Annotated in this window: 15 protein-coding genes; 5 read left to right on the top strand and 10 right to left on the bottom strand. The window is 72.2% G+C overall.

Annotated features, from left to right (window positions below):
• Positions 1–1,549: RICIN domain-containing protein (locus tag IPZ69_RS06925; RefSeq protein ID WP_235453104.1), on the top strand; the 1,549-nt coding region annotated here is incomplete at its 5' end.
• Between the two features lie 16 nt (positions 1,550–1,565).
• On the opposite strand, the gene IPZ69_RS06920 is transcribed toward IPZ69_RS06925, so the two are convergent.
• The 3 genes from IPZ69_RS06920 to IPZ69_RS06910 all read right to left on the bottom strand — a co-directional run bounded on the left by IPZ69_RS06920 (position 1,566) and on the right by IPZ69_RS06910 (position 4,382).
• Positions 1,566–2,546, bottom strand: coding sequence for a 2-hydroxyacid dehydrogenase (locus IPZ69_RS06920; RefSeq protein WP_235453103.1), 981 nt, complete (start codon positions 2,544–2,546; stop codon positions 1,566–1,568).
• Complete coding sequence (locus tag IPZ69_RS06915; RefSeq protein WP_235453111.1) at positions 2,543–3,712, bottom strand: lactate 2-monooxygenase; 1,170 nt, start codon at positions 3,710–3,712, stop codon at positions 2,543–2,545. The genes IPZ69_RS06920 and IPZ69_RS06915 overlap by 4 nt, the downstream gene beginning before the upstream one ends.
• Positions 3,713–3,806: 94 nt before the next feature.
• Positions 3,807–4,382: a hypothetical protein gene (locus IPZ69_RS06910; protein WP_235453102.1), complete on the bottom strand. Its 576-nt coding sequence runs from the start codon at positions 4,380–4,382 to the stop codon at positions 3,807–3,809.
• Positions 4,383–4,706: 324 nt separating this feature from the next.
• Here IPZ69_RS06910 and IPZ69_RS06905 point away from each other — a divergent pair, with 324 nt between their 5' ends.
• Positions 4,707–5,141, top strand: coding sequence for a protease inhibitor (locus IPZ69_RS06905; protein ID WP_235453101.1), 435 nt, complete (start codon positions 4,707–4,709; stop codon positions 5,139–5,141).
• A gap of 135 nt (positions 5,142–5,276) precedes the next feature.
• On the opposite strand, the gene IPZ69_RS06900 is transcribed toward IPZ69_RS06905, so the two are convergent.
• The gene (locus IPZ69_RS06900; protein ID WP_235453100.1) at positions 5,277–5,690 is read right to left on the bottom strand and encodes an STAS domain-containing protein; all 414 of its coding nucleotides are present in this window, start codon (positions 5,688–5,690) and stop codon (positions 5,277–5,279) included.
• A 309-nt stretch (positions 5,691–5,999) separates the two neighbouring features.
• Positions 6,000–7,499: an MFS transporter gene (locus IPZ69_RS06895; RefSeq protein WP_235453099.1), complete on the bottom strand. Its 1,500-nt coding sequence runs from the start codon at positions 7,497–7,499 to the stop codon at positions 6,000–6,002.
• 206 nt (positions 7,500–7,705) lie between these two features.
• On the opposite strand from IPZ69_RS06895, the gene IPZ69_RS06890 reads away from it, so the two are divergent.
• Positions 7,706–8,059, top strand: a complete 354-nt coding sequence (locus IPZ69_RS06890) for an ArsR/SmtB family transcription factor (protein WP_235453098.1) — start codon at positions 7,706–7,708, stop codon at positions 8,057–8,059.
• A gap of 6 nt (positions 8,060–8,065) precedes the next feature.
• A complete protein-coding gene (locus tag IPZ69_RS06885; RefSeq protein WP_235453097.1) occupies positions 8,066–8,593 on the top strand; it encodes an SRPBCC family protein in 528 nt (175 codons plus the stop codon).
• 4 nt (positions 8,594–8,597) lie between these two features.
• On the opposite strand, the gene IPZ69_RS06880 is transcribed toward IPZ69_RS06885, so the two are convergent.
• The 5 genes from IPZ69_RS06880 to IPZ69_RS06860 all read right to left on the bottom strand — a co-directional run bounded on the left by IPZ69_RS06880 (position 8,598) and on the right by IPZ69_RS06860 (position 15,633).
• A complete protein-coding gene (locus IPZ69_RS06880; RefSeq protein ID WP_235453096.1) occupies positions 8,598–11,414 on the bottom strand; it encodes an NHLP bacteriocin export ABC transporter permease/ATPase subunit in 2,817 nt (938 codons plus the stop codon).
• A gap of 1 nt (position 11,415) precedes the next feature.
• Positions 11,416–13,641 carry an NHLP family bacteriocin export ABC transporter peptidase/permease/ATPase subunit gene (locus tag IPZ69_RS06875; protein WP_235453095.1) on the bottom strand — a complete coding sequence of 742 codons (2,226 nt, stop codon included), beginning with the start codon at positions 13,639–13,641 and terminating at the stop codon, positions 11,416–11,418.
• Positions 13,638–14,444 (bottom strand): HlyD family efflux transporter periplasmic adaptor subunit, encoded by an 807-nt coding sequence (locus IPZ69_RS06870; protein WP_235453094.1) that lies wholly within the window; start codon positions 14,442–14,444, stop codon positions 13,638–13,640. The genes IPZ69_RS06875 and IPZ69_RS06870 overlap by 4 nt, the downstream gene beginning before the upstream one ends.
• 105 nt (positions 14,445–14,549) lie before the next feature.
• Positions 14,550–14,765 (bottom strand): type A2 lantipeptide, encoded by a 216-nt coding sequence (locus IPZ69_RS06865; RefSeq protein ID WP_235453093.1) that lies wholly within the window; start codon positions 14,763–14,765, stop codon positions 14,550–14,552.
• Positions 14,766–15,219: 454 nt separating this feature from the next.
• Entirely contained in the window at positions 15,220–15,633 is a 414-nt protein-coding gene (locus tag IPZ69_RS06860; RefSeq protein WP_235453092.1) for a PaaI family thioesterase, read from the bottom strand.
• 198 nt (positions 15,634–15,831) lie between these two features.
• On the opposite strand from IPZ69_RS06860, the gene IPZ69_RS06855 reads away from it, so the two are divergent.
• Positions 15,832–17,298 (top strand): S1 family peptidase, encoded by a 1,467-nt coding sequence (locus IPZ69_RS06855; protein WP_235453091.1) that lies wholly within the window; start codon positions 15,832–15,834, stop codon positions 17,296–17,298.
• Positions 17,299–17,374: the final 76 nt, after the last annotated feature.

The raw sequence follows: 17,374 nt of genomic DNA, 5'->3' as shown, positions 1-17,374 counted from the left end.
GTCCCTCGCCGCCCCGCTGCGTGCGGGCTCCGACGCCGAGGCCTCCCGGTCCGCCGCCCTGCTGATGGCCCGGCACTGGCGGCCCGTCCACGAGTACGCGGTCATCTGCCTGGCCACCGCGGGCACGCTCGCCCACATGGTCACGGCCGCCGCCTTCCACCAGGTCTTCGACCGGCTGGCGCTCGGCGAACCGGCCGAGGCGCTGCGGCCCCGACTGCTCGTCACCGTCCGCGACACGGTGGGGAACTGGTCGGCCGAAGACCGAATAGCAGAGGTTCTGCCCGATCTCGGGAAACCCGCCGGAGGCCGCGGCATGCGCGCCTCGAAGTCCATGACCCCCGAAAACCGCCTTCTCGCCGAGCGGTCATTCCTGGGCCTTCCGCGGCTCGCCCAGTGCCTGCTCTGGCACATCGAGGTCGAGGCGGAGTCGATAAACATACCCGCCGGCCTGCTGGGCATGGATGCCGAGACCGCGACGGCCGCACTCCAAGAGGCGCGGGACAAATTCCGCGAGGGCTGTGTACGCGCCCACCGGGAACTCGCGCCGACCAAGGACTGCCGCTTCTACAACCGCCTCCTGGACGTGCCGATCCGGCGCGGCGGCGCCCTGCTGCCGGACGTCCAGCAGCATCTGTCCCAGTGCCCGTACTGCCGGCACGCCGCCGAGCAACTGAGCCATGTCGAGGCCCGTCCGGGCATGCTGCTCGCCGAGGCGGTCCTCGGCTGGGGAGCCCGCCGCTATCTCGACTCGCGCCCGGGCCGCAGCGGCACCGCGCAGCCGCGCACCCGCACGGTCTCCCGGCACGGCGGCGGACGCCGGCGCGGGGGCCCGCGGTCCCGGCTGCTGGCGCGGATCCCGGTGCCCACGCTCCGCGCCGAGGACGTTTCCCGGCCGTCGAGGGCCCTGCTCACCGGGGTCGGTATCGCCGGTGCCGGGCTGCTCGCCACCGTCCTCGCCGTCAGCGTCTGGCCGGACGGCGACGACGGCACCGACCCGGTCTCCTCCACCAGCGCCTCCGGCGCCCACGGCGTGCCGGGCACCGACTCCCAGTCCCCGCCCGCCGCCACCGGAAGCCGGCGGACCCGGCTGCGCAACGCGGCCGCCGACCTGTGCCTCGACATCGACGGCACGCCACAGGCCGGGGCGGAAGCGGTCCTGGCGGCGTGCTCCGCGGCGCCGACCCAGCAGTGGACGTACGAGAACGACGGGCTGCTGCGCAGCGGCGCCGACGACGGCCTGTGCCTGGACTCGCACGCCGACGCCGGGGTCGTCATCCTCGGCACCTGCGCGGACGACGGGGGTGAGCGCGGCGACGACGTGCGCTACGACCTCACCGTCCAGGGCGAGTTGCTGCCCCGCTGGGACGAGACCCTCGCGCTCGCCGGCACCGGCGAGAGCCCCGGTGCCGCCGTCGTCGTCAAGGTCCGCGACCGCTCGGCCGGCCAGCGCTGGCTGACCGACCCGCCGTCGGCCGCCCCCGGCTCCCTGTCGATCGCCGGCACCGGCGGACCGTCGGCACAGCCGGTCCGGCTGCCGGGGGAGGGCTAGGTCACGAGGTCTCGGGTCAGGGCTCGTCGACCACGTCCCGTGGCGGGGCGCCCGCCAGGTACGCGTTGACGTTCTCGACCGCGGCCAGCGCGATCCTCACGAGGGTCTCGCGGGTGACGCCGCCGACGTGCGGGGAGAGGACCACGTTCGGGGCGCCGAGCACGCGCAGGGCCGAAGTGGGCGGTTCGGGGTCGAAGACGTCGAGGCCCGCTCCGGCGAGCGTGCCCTTCTCCAGGGCGTCCGCGAGCGCGTCCTGGTCGATCAGCGCGCCCCGGGCCGTGTTGATCACGAAGGCCGTGGGCCTGAGCAGCGCGAGGCGATCGGCGTCGAGCAGATGCCGGGTCTCGTCGGTGAGGGGCGCGTGCAGCGTGACGTAGTCCGAGGAGCGCACCAGTTCGTCCAGTGGGACGTACCGCGCGCCGAACCGCTCCTCGGTCTCCGGCGCGAGACGGCGGCGTCCGGTGTACAGGACGGTCATGTCGAACGCCGTGGCGCGCCGGGCGACCTGCTGTCCGATCTGCCCGAGCCCCACGATGCCGAGCGTCTTGCCGGACAGCTCGGTGAGCGAGCGCTGCAGGCGGGGCAGCGCCCAGTCGCCCTGGGCGAGCGCGTTGTGCGCGGGCACCAGCTGTTTGGCCAGCGCCAGCATCAGCGCGAACGTCTGCTCGGCGACGTTCTGTGCCTCGGCGCCGCTGGAACCGATGGTGCACACCGGCACCCCGCGTTCGCGTGCCGCGGCCACGTCGACGTAGTCGAAGCCGTGGCTCGCGCACTGCACCAGCTCCAGGCCGGGCGCGGCGGCGAGGTGCGCGGCGGTCACCGGGCCGAGCGCGGTGACCACGACGTGCGCCTCGCGTAGCGCGGCCGGGTCCTCGTCGGTCGCCTCGACGACGGTGACGTGGGCGCTCTCGGGAAACAGCGTGCCCAGTCCGGCTCCGGCCGCCCGTCCGCCCACATGCCGCGGGACGACGGCGAGGACGTTCTTCGGCGCGGTCATGCGGACTCCGCGACGAGGTCGGCGGCGCCGACCGTGGCGGGGGCGGCGTGTCCCGACAGGGCGAGGGTGAGGTCGAACTCCGCGAGCAGGCAACGGATCACGTGCTCGACGCCCGCCTGTCCGTCGAGACCGAGCCCGTAGACGTACGGCCGGCCGAGCAGGACCGCCCGTGCGCCGAGGGCGAGGGCCTTGAAGACGTCGTCGCCGGTGCGGATCCCGCTGTCGAACAGCACCGTCAGCTGGTCGCCGACCGCCTCGGCGATCCGGGGCAGCGCGTCGGCCGCGCCGATCGAACCGGCCACCTGACGGCCGCCGTGGTTGGACACGACCACACCGTCCACCCCGGCGTCGGCGGCCAGCCGCGCGTCGTCCGGGTGCAGCACGCCCTTGAGGACGATCGGCCCGTCCCAGTGCTCGCGCAGGAACGCCAGATCCGGCCAGGTGTGGCTCGCGTCCCCGAACAGGCCGAGGAAGTGCAGCACGGCCGCGTTCGGATCCTCGTGCACCGGTTTGCTCAGGCCCGCCCGGAAGGCCGGGTCGGAGAAGTAGTTGGCGGTGCCGACCCCGTGCAGGAACGGCAGGTACGCCTGGTCGAGGTCGCGCGGCCGCCAGGCCAGGATCGGCGTGTCGAGCGTGACGACCAGCACCGTGTACCCGGACGCCTTCGCCCGGCCGAGGAAACTCCGGGTCACCTCACGGTCCTTGCCCCAGTACAGCTGGAACCACCGCTCGGCGTCCCCCATCGCCTCCGCCACCTGCTCCATCGGCGTGCTGGAGGCGGAGGAGAGGATGTACGGCACGCCCTGTGCGGCGGCGGCTCGGGCCACGGCGGACTCGGCGTCCGGATGCATGATCGAAATGGTGCCCACCGGAGCCAGGGCCAGCGGCGCCGGCAGGGCACGGCCCAACACCTCGACGGACAGGTCGCGTTCGTGCACGTCCCTGAGCATGCGGGGCACGATCCGGCGCCGGGCCAGGGCGGACCGGTTGGCGCGCGCGGTGCTGCCGTCGCCCGCGCTTCCCGCCACATAACCCACCGGACCCGGCCCGAGCCGGTGTTCGGCCAGTTCCTCCAGCCGGGTCAGGTCGGTGGGGAGCCGGGGCACGGTCCCCGCCATCCCGTTCAGATAGATCTCGTACTGGAAGTCCGCCCAGTGCTTCGCCATTCGTACGTCCCGCCTCTCGTCGTCGAGCATGCGCCGCGCCGACGATACTCGCGGGTAGCCGCAGGTACGTCCACCGGGGATTCCAGAGGGTGTCTCACCCTTCCTGGGTGTCGGCGGCGGTGGAATCCGTGGGCGAATCGGTCACCCCCTCGGCGTCCGGGCCCTGCGCCCGTACCCGCTGGACGTGTTCGAGGGATTCACGCAGTTCGGTGAGCCAGTCGTCGGTGTGGCGCTGGACCAGTCGTACGCACCAGGCCAGGGCGTCGCTGCGGCTGCGGGCGACGCCGCCGGCGATGAGCGTGTCGAGCACCTGGCGCTCGGGCTGCCGCAGCCGGGTCATCACGGGTGCCGCGACATGGGTGAACAGGGCGCGCTGCCCGGCGCACTCCACGCCCCACGACACCTTCCGTTCGAACCGGTGCTCGGCATCGCGGGCCACGGCGATCCGGGCGTCCCGGGTGCGCTCCCGGAACTCCTGGATCCGGCCCTGGACGGCCGCGTCCCGCTCGGGGTCCGAGACGTCCTCGGCGAGCCGGGGTGCGGGGATGCGGCCGATCACGGTGATCTCCTCGCGGTCGGCGGTCACCTCGACCAGCGCCTCGAAGAGGTCCTCGGGCAGTCGGCCGGCGAACCAGCCGCGCAGCTTCTCTCGTTGCTCTGTCGTAATCATGTAATCACGATTACTCCGGTCGGAGGTGAACACAAGGGGTCCCGGAGAAGTCTGCCGAGGGCAGAACCGGAATGTTTCAGGACTATTAACGAGGCGGTGAAATCCAGCCACTTGGCCGCTTCGAGCGATCAAGAGCCGCCCAGTTTCGGGGTTGTAACGTTCGAACTCCGTAACTTCACGCCACTGATTCAACACGCAAGGTTACTGAAACCGGTGGGTGGGATGTGAGTTTCGGCGGCGGAGTCGGCAGAGTGGCGCTCGCCGCTCCGGCACCAGACCGGAGTCGGGGGCGGCACCGTCTATTCGAGCGGAAGGATGCACACAATGCGGAACACCGCGCGCTGGGCAGCGACCCTCGGCCTCACGGCCGTCGCCGTCTGCGGACCCCTGACCGGGGCTGCCGGCGCCGCACCGGGCACCGCCCCGTCCGCGCTCTACGCCCCGTCGGCCCTGGTGCTCACCGTGGGCCACGGCGACAGTGCGGTCACTGCCACACCGGAGCGCGCCGTCACGCTGAACTGCGCCCCGACCCCCTCCGGAACTCATCCGGCCGCGGTCGAGGCATGCGCCGAACTGCGCGGCGCCGGCGGCGACTTCGACGCCCTGACGACCGGCAGCGACAAGCCGTGCACCAGGGAGTACAACCCCGTCGTCGTCACGGTCGATGGTGTCTGGCGCGGCAAGCGCGTCTCCTATGAGCACACCTTCGGCAACGAGTGCGTGAAGAACTCCTACGGGACCAGCGTCTTCACGTTCTGAGGGACCGGGATCCCCGGTCTCCGGACATGCCGGAACAGGCCCGCAGAATGGGGAGTGCGAGCCCTGTCACGGAGACCATGGATCCCGAACCGGGGATCGGCCGGGCGGAGTGGGGCCGCCCGCCGATCCCCGGTATCACGTCCGCTCCCCGGGCATCCCGGGGAGCGGTGGAAAGCGATCCAGCAGCCCCGAGCCGCGCAGCAGCCGCAGCAGCAGCGCCCCGTCGCCCACCAGGCGCAGCCGGCCGCCGCGCTCCCGGGCCCGGGCCTCGGCCCGGCACAGCACGCGCAGCCCGGAGCAGTCGAGGAAGTCCACGTCCCTGAGGTCGACCAGGACGTCCGGGCGAGGCTCCGCGGTCGCCGCGTCCAGATGTTCACTGAGCAGGCCCGCGGTCGCGATGTCGACCTCGCCCAGGGCCACGACGACGGTGAACTGCCCGCTCACCCGGGTGCGGGCACAGGAGTTCGCCGCCGGCGGTCCGATTCCGATGCGTGCCGCACCGGCTTCCGGTGGCGGCCGGGGGCCGCGGTCCTCGGCATCCGGTGCCATGTCTGCTCCACCTCGCCCGGGGCGCGTTCGATGCCGGTAGTTACCCCGGCCGGGCCGCGACCATCCCCGCGACACGCAAGACAAGATCGGGTTCACTCGACCGAGTGAACTTGCGTCAGTTCGCTTGACGATGCGGTGGTTCTTTCAGTCCCAGGGCCTACGTCACGGCCACCAACCCGGCACCACGGCGCGGCCGCCGTATACGAACACCACCGGCGGACAGCGAGGAGGGGCCGCCGTCTCCCTGTGGACGGCGGCCCCTCGGACCGGTGGACTCCGGTCGGCGGAGCCGCGGAGCCCTCGCGGTCGTCACATGTGGACCACGGGCGCGGCCGGGTCCTGGCTCACAACTCCGCGCCGGTAGAGCAGGAACGCGATCAGCGCGCCCGCGGCGAAGAAGCCCGCCGACCACCAGAAGGCGGTGGTGTAGCTCTCGATGGTCGCCTGCGCCCGGACCAGCCTGCTGGTCGCGTCACGGCCGGCCAGGTAGTCCGTCGCGGCGCTCGCGGCGAGCGTGTTCAGCAGCGCCGTACCGATCGAACCGCCCACCTGCTGCATGGCGTTGACGGTCGCCGAGGCGACACCCGCGTCCTCGGCCGCGACCCCGCCGGTGGCCAGCTGCATCGCGGGCGGCATGACCAGGCCGAGGCCCACGCCGATCACGACCAGCTGCGGCAGCACCGCGCTCGTGTAGGAGGACGCGACGCCGATGCCGGTCAGCCAGGCCATGCCGGCCGTGGCGACGGCGAAGCCCAGCGGGATGACCGTCTTCGGGCCGATCCGGGGCAGCAAGGCCGTGGTGCCGACCTGGGCGGTCACCATCAGCGCGCCGACCATCGGCAGGAACGCCACACCGGTCTTCGTCGGGCTGAAGCCGAGGTTGAGCTGCAGGTAGTAGGTGAGGAAGAGGAACACGCCGAACATGCCCGCGCCGGTGATCAGCAGCGCGAGGAAGGAGGCCGCGCGGTCGCGGTCGAGCAGGATGCGCGGCGGCAGCAGCGGATGCTCCGCCTTGGTCTGCCACCAGGCGAAGGCCGTCAGCAGCACCCCGCCCGCCAGCAGGAAGCCCCAGGTCAGCGGCGAACCCCAGTCGTGGGTCTCGGCGTTGGAGAAGCCGTACACCAGGGCGAAGAGTCCGGTGGCGACGAGGATCGTGCCCGGCACGTCCAGCTTGGAGTTCGCGGCGTCGCGGTGGTTGCCGAGCAGGATCCAGCCGCCGGCGAAGGCGACGACCGCGATGGCCACGTTGACGTAGAGCGTCCAGCGCCAGTCGAAGGCGTCGGTCAGGATGCCGCCCAGCAGCAGGCCGACGGCACCGCCGGCACCGGCGATCGCGCCGTAGACGCTGAAGGCGCGCGCCCGTTCGCGGGCGTCGGTGAACGTCGTGTTGAGAAGTGACAGCGCGGCGGGCGCGAGCAGTGCGCCGAAGGCACCCTGGAGGGCGCGCGCGGTGACCAGCATGCCGAAGCCGGTGGCGGCCCCGCCGAGCGCGGAGGCGGCCGCGAAGCCGACGACGCCGACGAGGAAGGCGGGCTTGCGGCCGAACAGGTCCGCCATGCGCCCGCCGAGCAGCAGCAGGGAGGCGAAGGCCAGGGCGTACGCGGTGACGATCCACTGCCGGTTGCCGTCGGAGAAGCCGAGGTCGGCCTGGGCCGAGGGCAGGGCGATGTTCACGATCGTGGCATCGAGGACGACCATCAGCTGGGCCACGGCCACGACGGCGAGGATCCACCAGCGCTTGGCGGAGGCGGCGGGCGCCGACGCCGCGGCGACCGGGCGGTCGCCCTTGGTCAGGGTGTTCTGGGGCATCGGAACCACTCCAGGGAAGTCGTTCGGTGAGGGAGGGCACGGCAGTCCGTACGGAGCAGCCTGTAAACGAAACTGTTTCGTACACATGGAGACTAGGGCAGCTCCAGCGAAACGGCAACGTTTCGCTGGGGTGGGCGCCCTGGAGTGCTTCGACAGAGGGTTGCATTCCTTGACAGGCATATAACTGCAGAGGCATATTGGTCCGCATGTCCGACGCCGCGCTCTGGAGCGCCCTCGCCGATCCCCACCGGCGGGCCATCGTCGCGCTGCTCCTGGAGCGGCCCCGGCCCGTCGGGGAGATCGTGGAGGCATGCGGCCTGAGTCAGCCGGGCACCTCCAAGCACCTGAAGGTGCTCCGGGAGGCGGGTCTCGTGCGCGTACGACAGGACGCCCAGCGCCGTGTCTACGCCCTCGACCCGGCGCCGATCGCCGCGCTCGACGCGTGGCTGGCCCCTTACCGCAGGCTCTGGAACAGCAGCCTGGACGCACTGGGCCGGCGGCTCGACGAGACGTCGGACGACAGCGACGACCGCAGGGAATCCCTCACCCCGAAGGACTGATCCGCCATGTCCGCCGAACCGACCGGCACCTTCGTGACCCTGGACGACGGCCGCCCCGCCGTCCGCTTCAGCCGCGTCTACGACCACCCGCTCGACCGCGTCTGGCACTTCGTCACCGACCCCGGTGAACTCGTCCAGTGGTTCCCGTCCCGCGCCGAGATGGAGCTGCGCCCCGGCGGCACGATCCGGTTCAGCGGCGACCCGAACATGCCGGAGTCGACCGGCCGTGTGCTCGCCGTGGACCCGCCGCGCCACCTGTCCTTCGAATGGGGCGGCGACGAACTCCGCTTCGACCTGGAGGAGGCCGAGGGCGGGCGCACCCGCTTCACCCTCACCAACGTGCTGAGCGCAAAGGACACCGCCGCCCGCAACGGCGCGGGCTGGGACGTGTGTCTGGCCGCCCTGGACGCGAAGGCGCGCGGCGAGCAGTTCGAGGGGCCGCACGCCGGGGCGAGTGTGCCCTGGAAGGAGTTGTACGAGGCCTACGTCGAGGCCGGGGTGCCCTCCGGCGCACCGGTCCCCGGCCTCGACTGACCCGTCACGCCAGCTGCCGTCGCACCAGTTCGTGCAGTCGGCCGCCGGTGTCGGCGAGGAGTTCGGCGGGCGGGCCCTGCTGGGCGACCTTGCCGTCCTCCATGACGATGACACGGTCGGCGTCCAGCACCGTCGACAGCCGGTGGGCGATCACGATGCGCGTGGCGTTCAGCTTGCGGGTGCTCTCGATGACCGTGCGCTGGGTGTCGTTGTCCAGGGCGCTGGTCGCCTCGTCGAAGAACAGGATGCGCGGGCGGCGGATCAGGGCCTGGGCGATCATCAGGCGCTGGCGCTGCCCGCCGGAGACCGCGCCGCCGCCCGAGACGATCGTGTGCAGTCCCATCGGCATCCGCTTGATGTCCTCGGCGAGCCCCGCCATCTCGGCCGCCGCCATCGCCTCCTCGGGCGTGTACGGCTCGGTGCCGCAGATGACGTCCAGGATCGACCCGGTGAACGGCTGCGCGTGCTGGAGCACCACCCCGCACTGGCGCCGCACCGCCGACTGGTCGAGGGCCGCGAGGTCCTGCCCGTCGTACAGCACACTCCCCGAGACCGGCCTGTCGAAGCCGATCAGCAGCCTGAGCAGGGTCGACTTGCCGCAGCCGCTCGGGCCGACGATCGCCACGAACTCGCCCGGGCGCACCGCGAACGACACGTCGTCGAGGACCAGCGGACCGTCGTCGGCGTACCGGAAGGACAGTCGGCGGGCCTCGATCGCGCCGGAGAGCGGTCCGGGCCGGGTGCTCGCGGTGCGCACCTCGGGCGTCGCCTCCAGCACCGGCCTGATCTCCTCGAACAGCGGCAAAGCCGCCACCGCCGAGACGAACGAGCCGGTCAGCTGGGTGACCGAGGTGAGCAGCATCGTCACCGACGTGTTGAAGGTGAGGAACGCCGCCGCCGACATCGCGCCCCTGGCCGGGCCCGCCAGCAGCATGAACATCAGCAGCGTGCACACCGGCAGATAGACCGAGCCCAGCACCGTGGTGAGGTTCTTGACGCGGCCCACCTTCTGCTGGAGCTCACGGCTGCGCGCGAACTCGCCCGCCCAGGCGGCGTACGCGTAGTTCTCGGCCGCCGCCACCCGCAGTTTCGGCAGGCCGCGCAGCGTCTGGAACGCCTGGTTGTTCAGCTTGTTGCCGAGCACCACGAGCCGCCGCTGCCCGCGCACCTGCCACAGCCCGAGGCCCAGGAACACGGCGCCGATCACCACGAGCATGCCGATCGCCGCCAGGGCCATCGGCACGCTGTACCAGAAGAGCAGGCCCAGGTTCATCGCGCCGACGGTCACCGACTGGGCGACCACCGGGCCGACGCCCGCGAGCAGCCGCCGGATCGCGCTGATGCCCATCGCCGCGCTGGCCAGTTCACCGGTGGAGCGCTGCGTGAAGAACTGGGTGGGCAGCCGCAACAGCCGGTCCCAGACGGCCGGTTGGAGCGTTGCCTCGATACGGCCCTCCAGACGCAGGATCGTCAGGTTCTCCAGGAGCATGAACGCGGCGGCCACCACACCGCTGATCATCACCGCCAGGCAGACCTGCGCGATCAGGCCCTGCTGCGCCCGCGGCACGTACTCGCCGAGCACCTTGCCGGTGGCGATCGGCACCAGGGCGCCGATCCCCACCGTCACCAGCCCACCCAGCACGAGACCGAGCAGATCACCGCGCGTGCCGCGCATGCTGAACCGCAGCAGACCCAGCGGCCCGAGGCGGCGCTCGGGCAGCGGGCGGTAGAACATCACCGCGCGCGGCTCGAACTCCTCCGCGTTGGCCTTCTCGACCGGCGTCTCCCGTCCGGTCGACGGATGCACCGCCACATAGCCGCCGCGCCGCCACAGCAGCGCGACCGGCGCCCCCGACAGTGCCCGATGACCCACCAGCGGGCCGACGTCGTCCCGCCACCAGCGGCCGTCCAGACGTACGGCCCGGGTGCGCACCCGGGAGGCGAGGGCCACCCGCTCGACCGGGTCCAGGCGGTCGCTCTCGGTGCCGCTCTGCGCGGGCTCGGCGAGGGTGATCCCCGCGGCCTGGGCGACCAGCTTGCAGGCCGCGTAGGTGGCGTCGGCGTCGGCGGCCGTCGTCCGCTTCGCCGACGCCCGGCCGATCGAGGCGAGCAGTGTCCGGTCGGCCTGGGCGCGGACCGCCTCACCGGCCTTGATCCCGGCGGCGGTCCGGGACTCATGGGTGCGCTCCAGCTGCTCGATCCACCGGTCGAGGGTGGTGAGAAGCCGGTACTGCTGGTCCACCATGCTCTGCCACACGGCCGGGTCCATCAGCAGGTCGGCGGCGGCCTCCGCGCCGTACAGCGACCCGTACTGCACGCTGCCCGGCGGCACCTGCATCCAGAACACGTCGTCGTCGGTCACATCCGCCGCGCGTTCGGTCGCCATCGGCGCCTGGAAGAGGACGGACAGGCCGCGGCCCACGCCCAGGGCCAGGGCGTACTCCAGCGGGCTCGACGTCGGCGGCACGTACTGGGGGTTGCCGTACTCGTCGTACGACCAGGTCTGCGTGTTCGCGGGCTGGTACAGCTCGCGCAGTCCGATGCGGTGCACCACGCAGTCCCTGAGCGGGCGGGCGACCAGGGTGTGCTGGGGGCCGGCGACCGGGCCGAGCAGCAGCGAGCCCGCCTCCAGCCGGCCGAGGTGGTGCCAGTGGCCCTGCTGGGCGGCGTCCACCGCGAACAGGTCCAGGGCGCCCGCCGCGACCAGCCACAGCACCTGCGGGCCCTCCAGGTCGAGGCGGTTGAAACCGCTGCAGTCCAGCGGTGTGCCCAGCGAGCCGAGCGCGCCCAGGACGAGGTCGCCTTCGTGCACGGACGTCATCTCACCGCTCCCTGACCAGCGCGGCGTACGCTCCGCCGCGCACCACCAGTTCGTCGTGCCGCCCGCGTTCCACGATCGTGCCGTGCTGGAGGACGACGATCTCGTCGCTGTCGCGGACCGTGCTCAGCCGGTGGGCGATCACCACGCAGGCGCAGCCGCGCCGGCGCAGGTTGTCCATCACGACCAGCTCGGTCTCGGCGTCGAGCGCGCTGGTCACCTCGTCGAGCACCAGGATGCTCGGCCGGCGCACCAACGCCCGAGCGATCTCGAGGCGTTGGCGCTGCCCGCCGGAGAAGTTCCGGCCGTCCTGCTCGACCCTGCTGTGGATGCCGCCGGGGCGGCGCATGACGACGTCGTACAGGGCCGCGTCCCTGAGCGCCTCCACCACCGCGTCGTCGGGGATCGAGGGGTCCCACAGCGCCACGTTGTCCCGGACCGAGCCCTCGAAGAGGAACACGTCCTGGTCGACGAAGGAGACGGAGGCGGCGAGCGCGCCGCGCGGAATGTCCTCCAGGCGCTGACCGTCGATACGGATCACGCCCTCCCAGGGCGCGTACAGGCCCGAGATCAGCCGGGAGACCGTCGACTTGCCGCTGCCCGAGCCGCCGACCAGGGCCACCTGCTGTCCGGGGCCGACGGTCAGGTCGAAGCCGGTGAGCAGGGGCTTGTCGAGGGGGCTGTAGCCGAAGCTGATGTTCTCCAGCTCGACATGGCCGTGCAGCCGGCGCGTGGACTCGCCCGTGCCGGGGCGGGCGTAGAGCGGGTCCGCCTGGAAGTTCTCGACGTCCTTGAGGCGAGCCACGTCGGCCGCGAAGTCCTGGATGCGGCCCGCGACGCCGTTGAGCCGGGTGAGCGGGGCGGTGAAGCGGGTGACCAGCGCCTGGAAGGCGACGAGGAGGCCGACCGAGATGTGCCCCTCGACGGCCCGCATGCCGCCGATCCACAGGATGAGCGCGCTGTTGAGGGTGGCGAGCGTCGGCGCGACCACGCCCAGCCAGGCGCTCGGCACGCCGAGCCGCTGCTGCTCCTCCAGCGTGGTGGCGTGCTGGCCGGCCCACTTGCGGAAGTAGCCGTTCTCGCCGCCGGTCGCCTTCATCGTCTCGATCAGCTGCAGGCCGGTGTAGGCGGTGTTGGTGAGCCGGGCGGTGTCCGCGCGCAGCTTCGCCGTCCGGGTCGCGCGCAGCCGTACGACGAACCGCATCGCCAGGACGTTCAGCAGCGCCACGCCGATGCCGACGAAGGTCAGTTGCGGGTCGTAGGTGTAGAGGAGCACCGCGTAGAGCACGACGACGACCGCGTCCACGCCCGCCGCCGCCAGGTCGCGGGCCAGGGTCTCGGCGACCTGGTCGTTGGACTGGAGCCGCTGCACCAGGTCGGCCGGGCTGCGCTGGGCGAAGAACGTGACCGGCAGCCGCAGCAGATGACGCAGGAAACGGGCGCTGGACAGGGTGGAGGAGATGATGCGGCCGTGCAGCAGATTGGCCTGCTGGAGCCAGGTCAGCACCAGCGTGAGCAGCACACAGGTGGCCATCGACGCGAACAGCACGCCCAGCAGCGAGGTCCGGCCGCCGATGAGGAACATGTCGATGTACATCCGGCTCAGCGCGGGCAGCGCGGCGCCGACCGCCACCAGCAGCAGGCTGGCCAGCACCGCGGCGGGCATCGTGCCCGCGGTGCCGCGCAGCCGGGCCGGCATCGCGCCGAGGACGCCCGGCTTGCGCCCGCCCCGCTCGAAGCCCTCGCCCGGCTCCATCACCAGGACGACACCGGTGAAGCTTCCGTCGAACTCCTCGATGGGCACGAAACGCCGGCCCTTGGCCGGGTCGTTGATGTGGACGCCGCGCCGTCCGAAGCGGCGGCCCATGCCGTCGTAGACGACGTAGTGGTTGAACTCCCAGAACAGGACGGCCGGTGCCGTCACCTCGGCGAGCGCGGCCAGATCCATCTGCATGCCCTTGGCGGTCAGGCCGTAACTGCGGGCCGCCTTCAGCAGATTGGAGGCGCGCGAGCCGTCGCGGGAGACGCCGCAGGCGATGCGCAGCTCCTCCAACGGGACGTGCCGGCCGTGGTGACCGAGCACCATGGCGAGCGAGGCGGCACCGCACTCCACCGCCTCCATCTGGAGGGTGGTGGGCGTGCGGACGGTCTTCGCGCGGCTCTTGGGGACCGGGCGCCTGGGCGGGGCGGCGCGCCGGCGCCCGCCGCGCGACTGCTGGGCGGTGGTCACGGGAGCAGCCAATCGACGGGGTGCTGGTCGGCCAGCCGGATCGAACCCGTGGCCAGGGTCATGGAGTCGAGCCGGTACGGCGGGCCGTCCGCGGACGACCAGCGGTAACCGCTCTTCGTGCGCGGGGACTTGTCCAGCCGCACCCGGACGGCGACCGGCCGTCCCCTGCGGGTGAACTGCTCGCCCAGCTGGGTGTCCCCGAGGAACGCGGCGATCGACTGGGCGGACTGCGCGGTGCGATCGACCGAGATCACATGGCCGCGCAGCACCCCGTACTCCTGGGTGGACACCGAGGAGACGGTCAGGTCGACGCGGGCGTGCGCGGGGACGGCGGCCGCGTTCTCGGCGGGGACGTAGACCGTCGCGTACAGCGGGTCCGAGGCGTGGGCGACCTTCTCCACCGCGGCGACGTCGGCGCCGGTCCGGATGATCTGCCCGATGGTGGCGGCGAGCGCGGTGACGCGGCCCGCGGCGACCGTGCGGACGACCGAATCGCCCTGGCTCGTACGGACCTTCAGGACGGGCGCGTCGGCGGGGAGCCGCTCGCCCTGCCGGGCGAGCACGGCGGTGACCTGGCCGGCCACGGGGCTCTGCAGGATGTAGCTGCCCTGCCCGTGCGTGAGGATGGCCGGCGCGCCGACGGTGGAGGCGACCGAACCGGTCACCGCCCACACGGAGGCGGCCGCCATCACGACGACGCTGACGGACAGCGCGAGCCAGCCCTGCGGGCGGGCGAGCCGCACCGGAAGGTCGAGCTCCTCCGGCGACTGGAGCTTGGCGAGGGCCTGTTGGCGGAACTGCACGGAACTTCCCTCACCTGAGGAGAGACGTCGTCACGACGGGTGTCGGGGCATCCGAGAGCCCCGGAGCCGTGGGGCGGCTCCGGGACTTCGGGCACCGCGGTGCGATCAGAGACCGGCGACCAGGCTGGTGACCGGCTGGGTGTTCAGGCCGGTGACACCCTCGACCGTGCCGATGGCCGTGTCGGCCAGGCCGGAAAGCGGGGCCACGCCGTTCACGGCACCGGTGACGGTGTTCAGGGCGTTCACGGAAAGGCCGCCGGAGACGTTGTCCAGCTCGGCGTCGGAGATCTCGACGGTCTCGACCTGGGGGGTGGAGTTCATGATGGAACTTCCCTTCATATGGGGTATTCACAAGGGGGAGAGCGGCCCCCTCCGATGACAGACGGACGGCCGCGACCGCGGGCGCCGGGCACCCGTTTCCAAGAGCCCTTCGCGGCCCCCGCGATGCGATGGATCAAAGCACGCGGGCGGCGCGCGCATCCAATCAATCACCCGCCTCACCTGGGCACTTACGCCCCGGCGGGCCCCATCCGTGCAGGCGCGCGCACGGCTTGTCGCCGACTCCTTCACACGGCTCACGGCTTCGCCGCATCCCGGCGCTTGCCCCCGCCGCGGCGATTCCGGCACACCGCGCCAAAGGCGCGGAGGGGGGCGCGCGCTTGTGCAGATCCCCAGGAGCCGGTGACTTGCTTGGGTATGGGATGTGCAGATTCCCTGAAGCGGGGATTCCGCTCACTGATCGGAACGGACGGTCACCGACCGGTCGCCGATCGTGTCAGCCCAGCAGGGCGTAGACCGTGCTCGCCCGTGCCGCGAGTTCGCCCGAACTCTCGTCCGTCAGCGCGATGTCGGCGAACGCCATCCTGCGGCCCAGCTTCGTCAGCACCGCTTCGATCAAGACATCCGAACCGGTCACCGCGCGCTGGAAGGACGTCGACTGCTGCACCGTCGTCATCGGCACGAAGCCGCCGCGCGCCGCCGAGACGGCGATGACGGTCGCGGTGTCGGCCGCCGCCATCAGGGCCTGCCCGGACAGCCCGCCGCCCTCCCGGGAGAGCCGGTCCGACCAGGGCAGACGCAGGACGGCACGGTGCTCGCCCAAGGCCTCGACCGACAGGTTCAGTTCGAGGACCCAGGGGGCGAAGTTGGCGGAGAGGATCTTGTCGGCTTCGGCGGTGGTCATCGTCATATGGGCGATTGTTCCCGGCCGCCCCCTCCGACACGCGCAACCTGGCCGATTCCCCGTTACGCAAAGGCAATTGGCAAACGGAATTGAACGCACCGGACGACCCGCCCGTACCTACAGCCATCCAGGCGCCGCCGACCGACTGCCCGACAGAGGCAGACCCCCCGTCCCAGGAGGCTGAGTAGTTTGAGTCACAAGCGCATGCCGAAGCGCAAGGCCGCGATAGCCGCGGGCGGTGTCGCGGCGCTCGGAGCGGCGGCCATCCTGCTGCCCCACGCGAACGCGTCCCAGGACGGCGGAGCGAACGCCGCCGCCCCCAAGACCCTGAAGGCGACGGACGCCTCGGACCTCGCCGCGAAGCTCCAGGGCCTGCTCGGTGACGCCTTCGCCGGCTCCTACTACGACTCCGGCAAGCAGCAGCTCGTCGTGAACGTTGTCAGCGGCGACAACAACCTGATCGTCCAGGCGAAGAAGGCGGGCGCGGCCGTCCGCAAGGTCGAGAACAGCACGGCCGAGCTCAAGGCCGCCGCGCAGACCCTGAAGTCCAAGGCGACCGTCCCGGGTACCTCCTGGGCCGTCGACCCCCGGACGAACAAGATCCAGGTCACCGCCGACAGCAGCGTCACCGGCGCCAAGTGGGACCGGGTGGAGTCGGCCGTGCAGGACCTCGGGTCCGGCATGGCGACCGTCAAGAAGTCCGCCGGAAAGTTCAAGCCCCTCGTCTCCGGCGGCGACGCCATCTTCTCGCAGGTGCAGGGCGGCAACGTTCGCTGCTCCCTCGGCTTCAACGTCACCGCGTCGGACGGCAGCCCGGCGTTCCTGACGGCCGGTCACTGCGGCGTCGCGGCCAAGGACTGGTCCGACTCCCAGAACGGGCAGCCGATCGCCACCGTGGACCAGGCCACGTTCCCGGGCGAGGGCGACTTCTCACTTGTGAAGTACAACGACGCCACGACCCAGGCGCCGAGCGAGGTCAACGTCGGCAACGGCCAGACCGTCCAGATCAACCAGGCCGCGGACGCCACCGTCGGCGAGACCGTCTTCCGGATGGGCTCCACCACCGGTCTGCACAACGGTCAGGTCACCGGTCTCGACGCCACGGTCAACTTCCAGAGCGAGACCGACCCCAATGGCGTCGACACCGTGACCGGCCTCATCCAGACCAACGTCTGCGCCGAGGCGGGCGACAGCGGCGGCTCCCTGTTCACCCAGGACGGCAACGCGCTCGGCCTCACCTCCGGCGGCAGCGGCGACTGCACCAGCGGCGGTGAGACCTTCTTCCAGCCGGTCACCAAGGCCCTCCAGGCGACGGGCGCGACGCTCGGCGCGGGCGGCAACGGCGCCGGTGACCAGGCGGGCGGCGGTGACCAGGCGGGCGGCGGTGACCAGGCCGGCGGCGGTGACCAGGCCGGCGGCGGTGACCAGGCCGGTGGCGGCGACGCGGCCGGTGGCGGCGACGCGGTGGGCGGCGGCGACGCGTCCGGCACGGCCGACCCGTCCGCGGGTGCCGGCGCCGGCGACCAGTCCGGTGCCGGTGCGGACCCGTCCGGCACGGGCACCGGCGCCGACCAGTCGGGCGCGGGCGCGGATCAGTCGGGCACGGGCGCGGATCAGTCCGGTGTCGGCACCGGCGCGGACGACGGCTCGGCCGCGACCGAGAACCACTGATCGGCCTCACCCGCGGTTCCGGCCGACGGTGGACGGTCCGGCCCTCCGGCGGGAGGGCCGGACCGCGTCGTCGTGC

It is taken from the genome of Streptomyces olivochromogenes (genome assembly GCF_021538895.1).
In the GTDB taxonomy this organism is placed as follows: Bacteria; Actinomycetota; Actinomycetes; order Streptomycetales; family Streptomycetaceae; genus Streptomyces; species Streptomyces olivochromogenes_A.
Note: the sequence above shows the minus strand (reverse complement) of the source record. Positions and strands in the feature narration are given on the sequence as shown.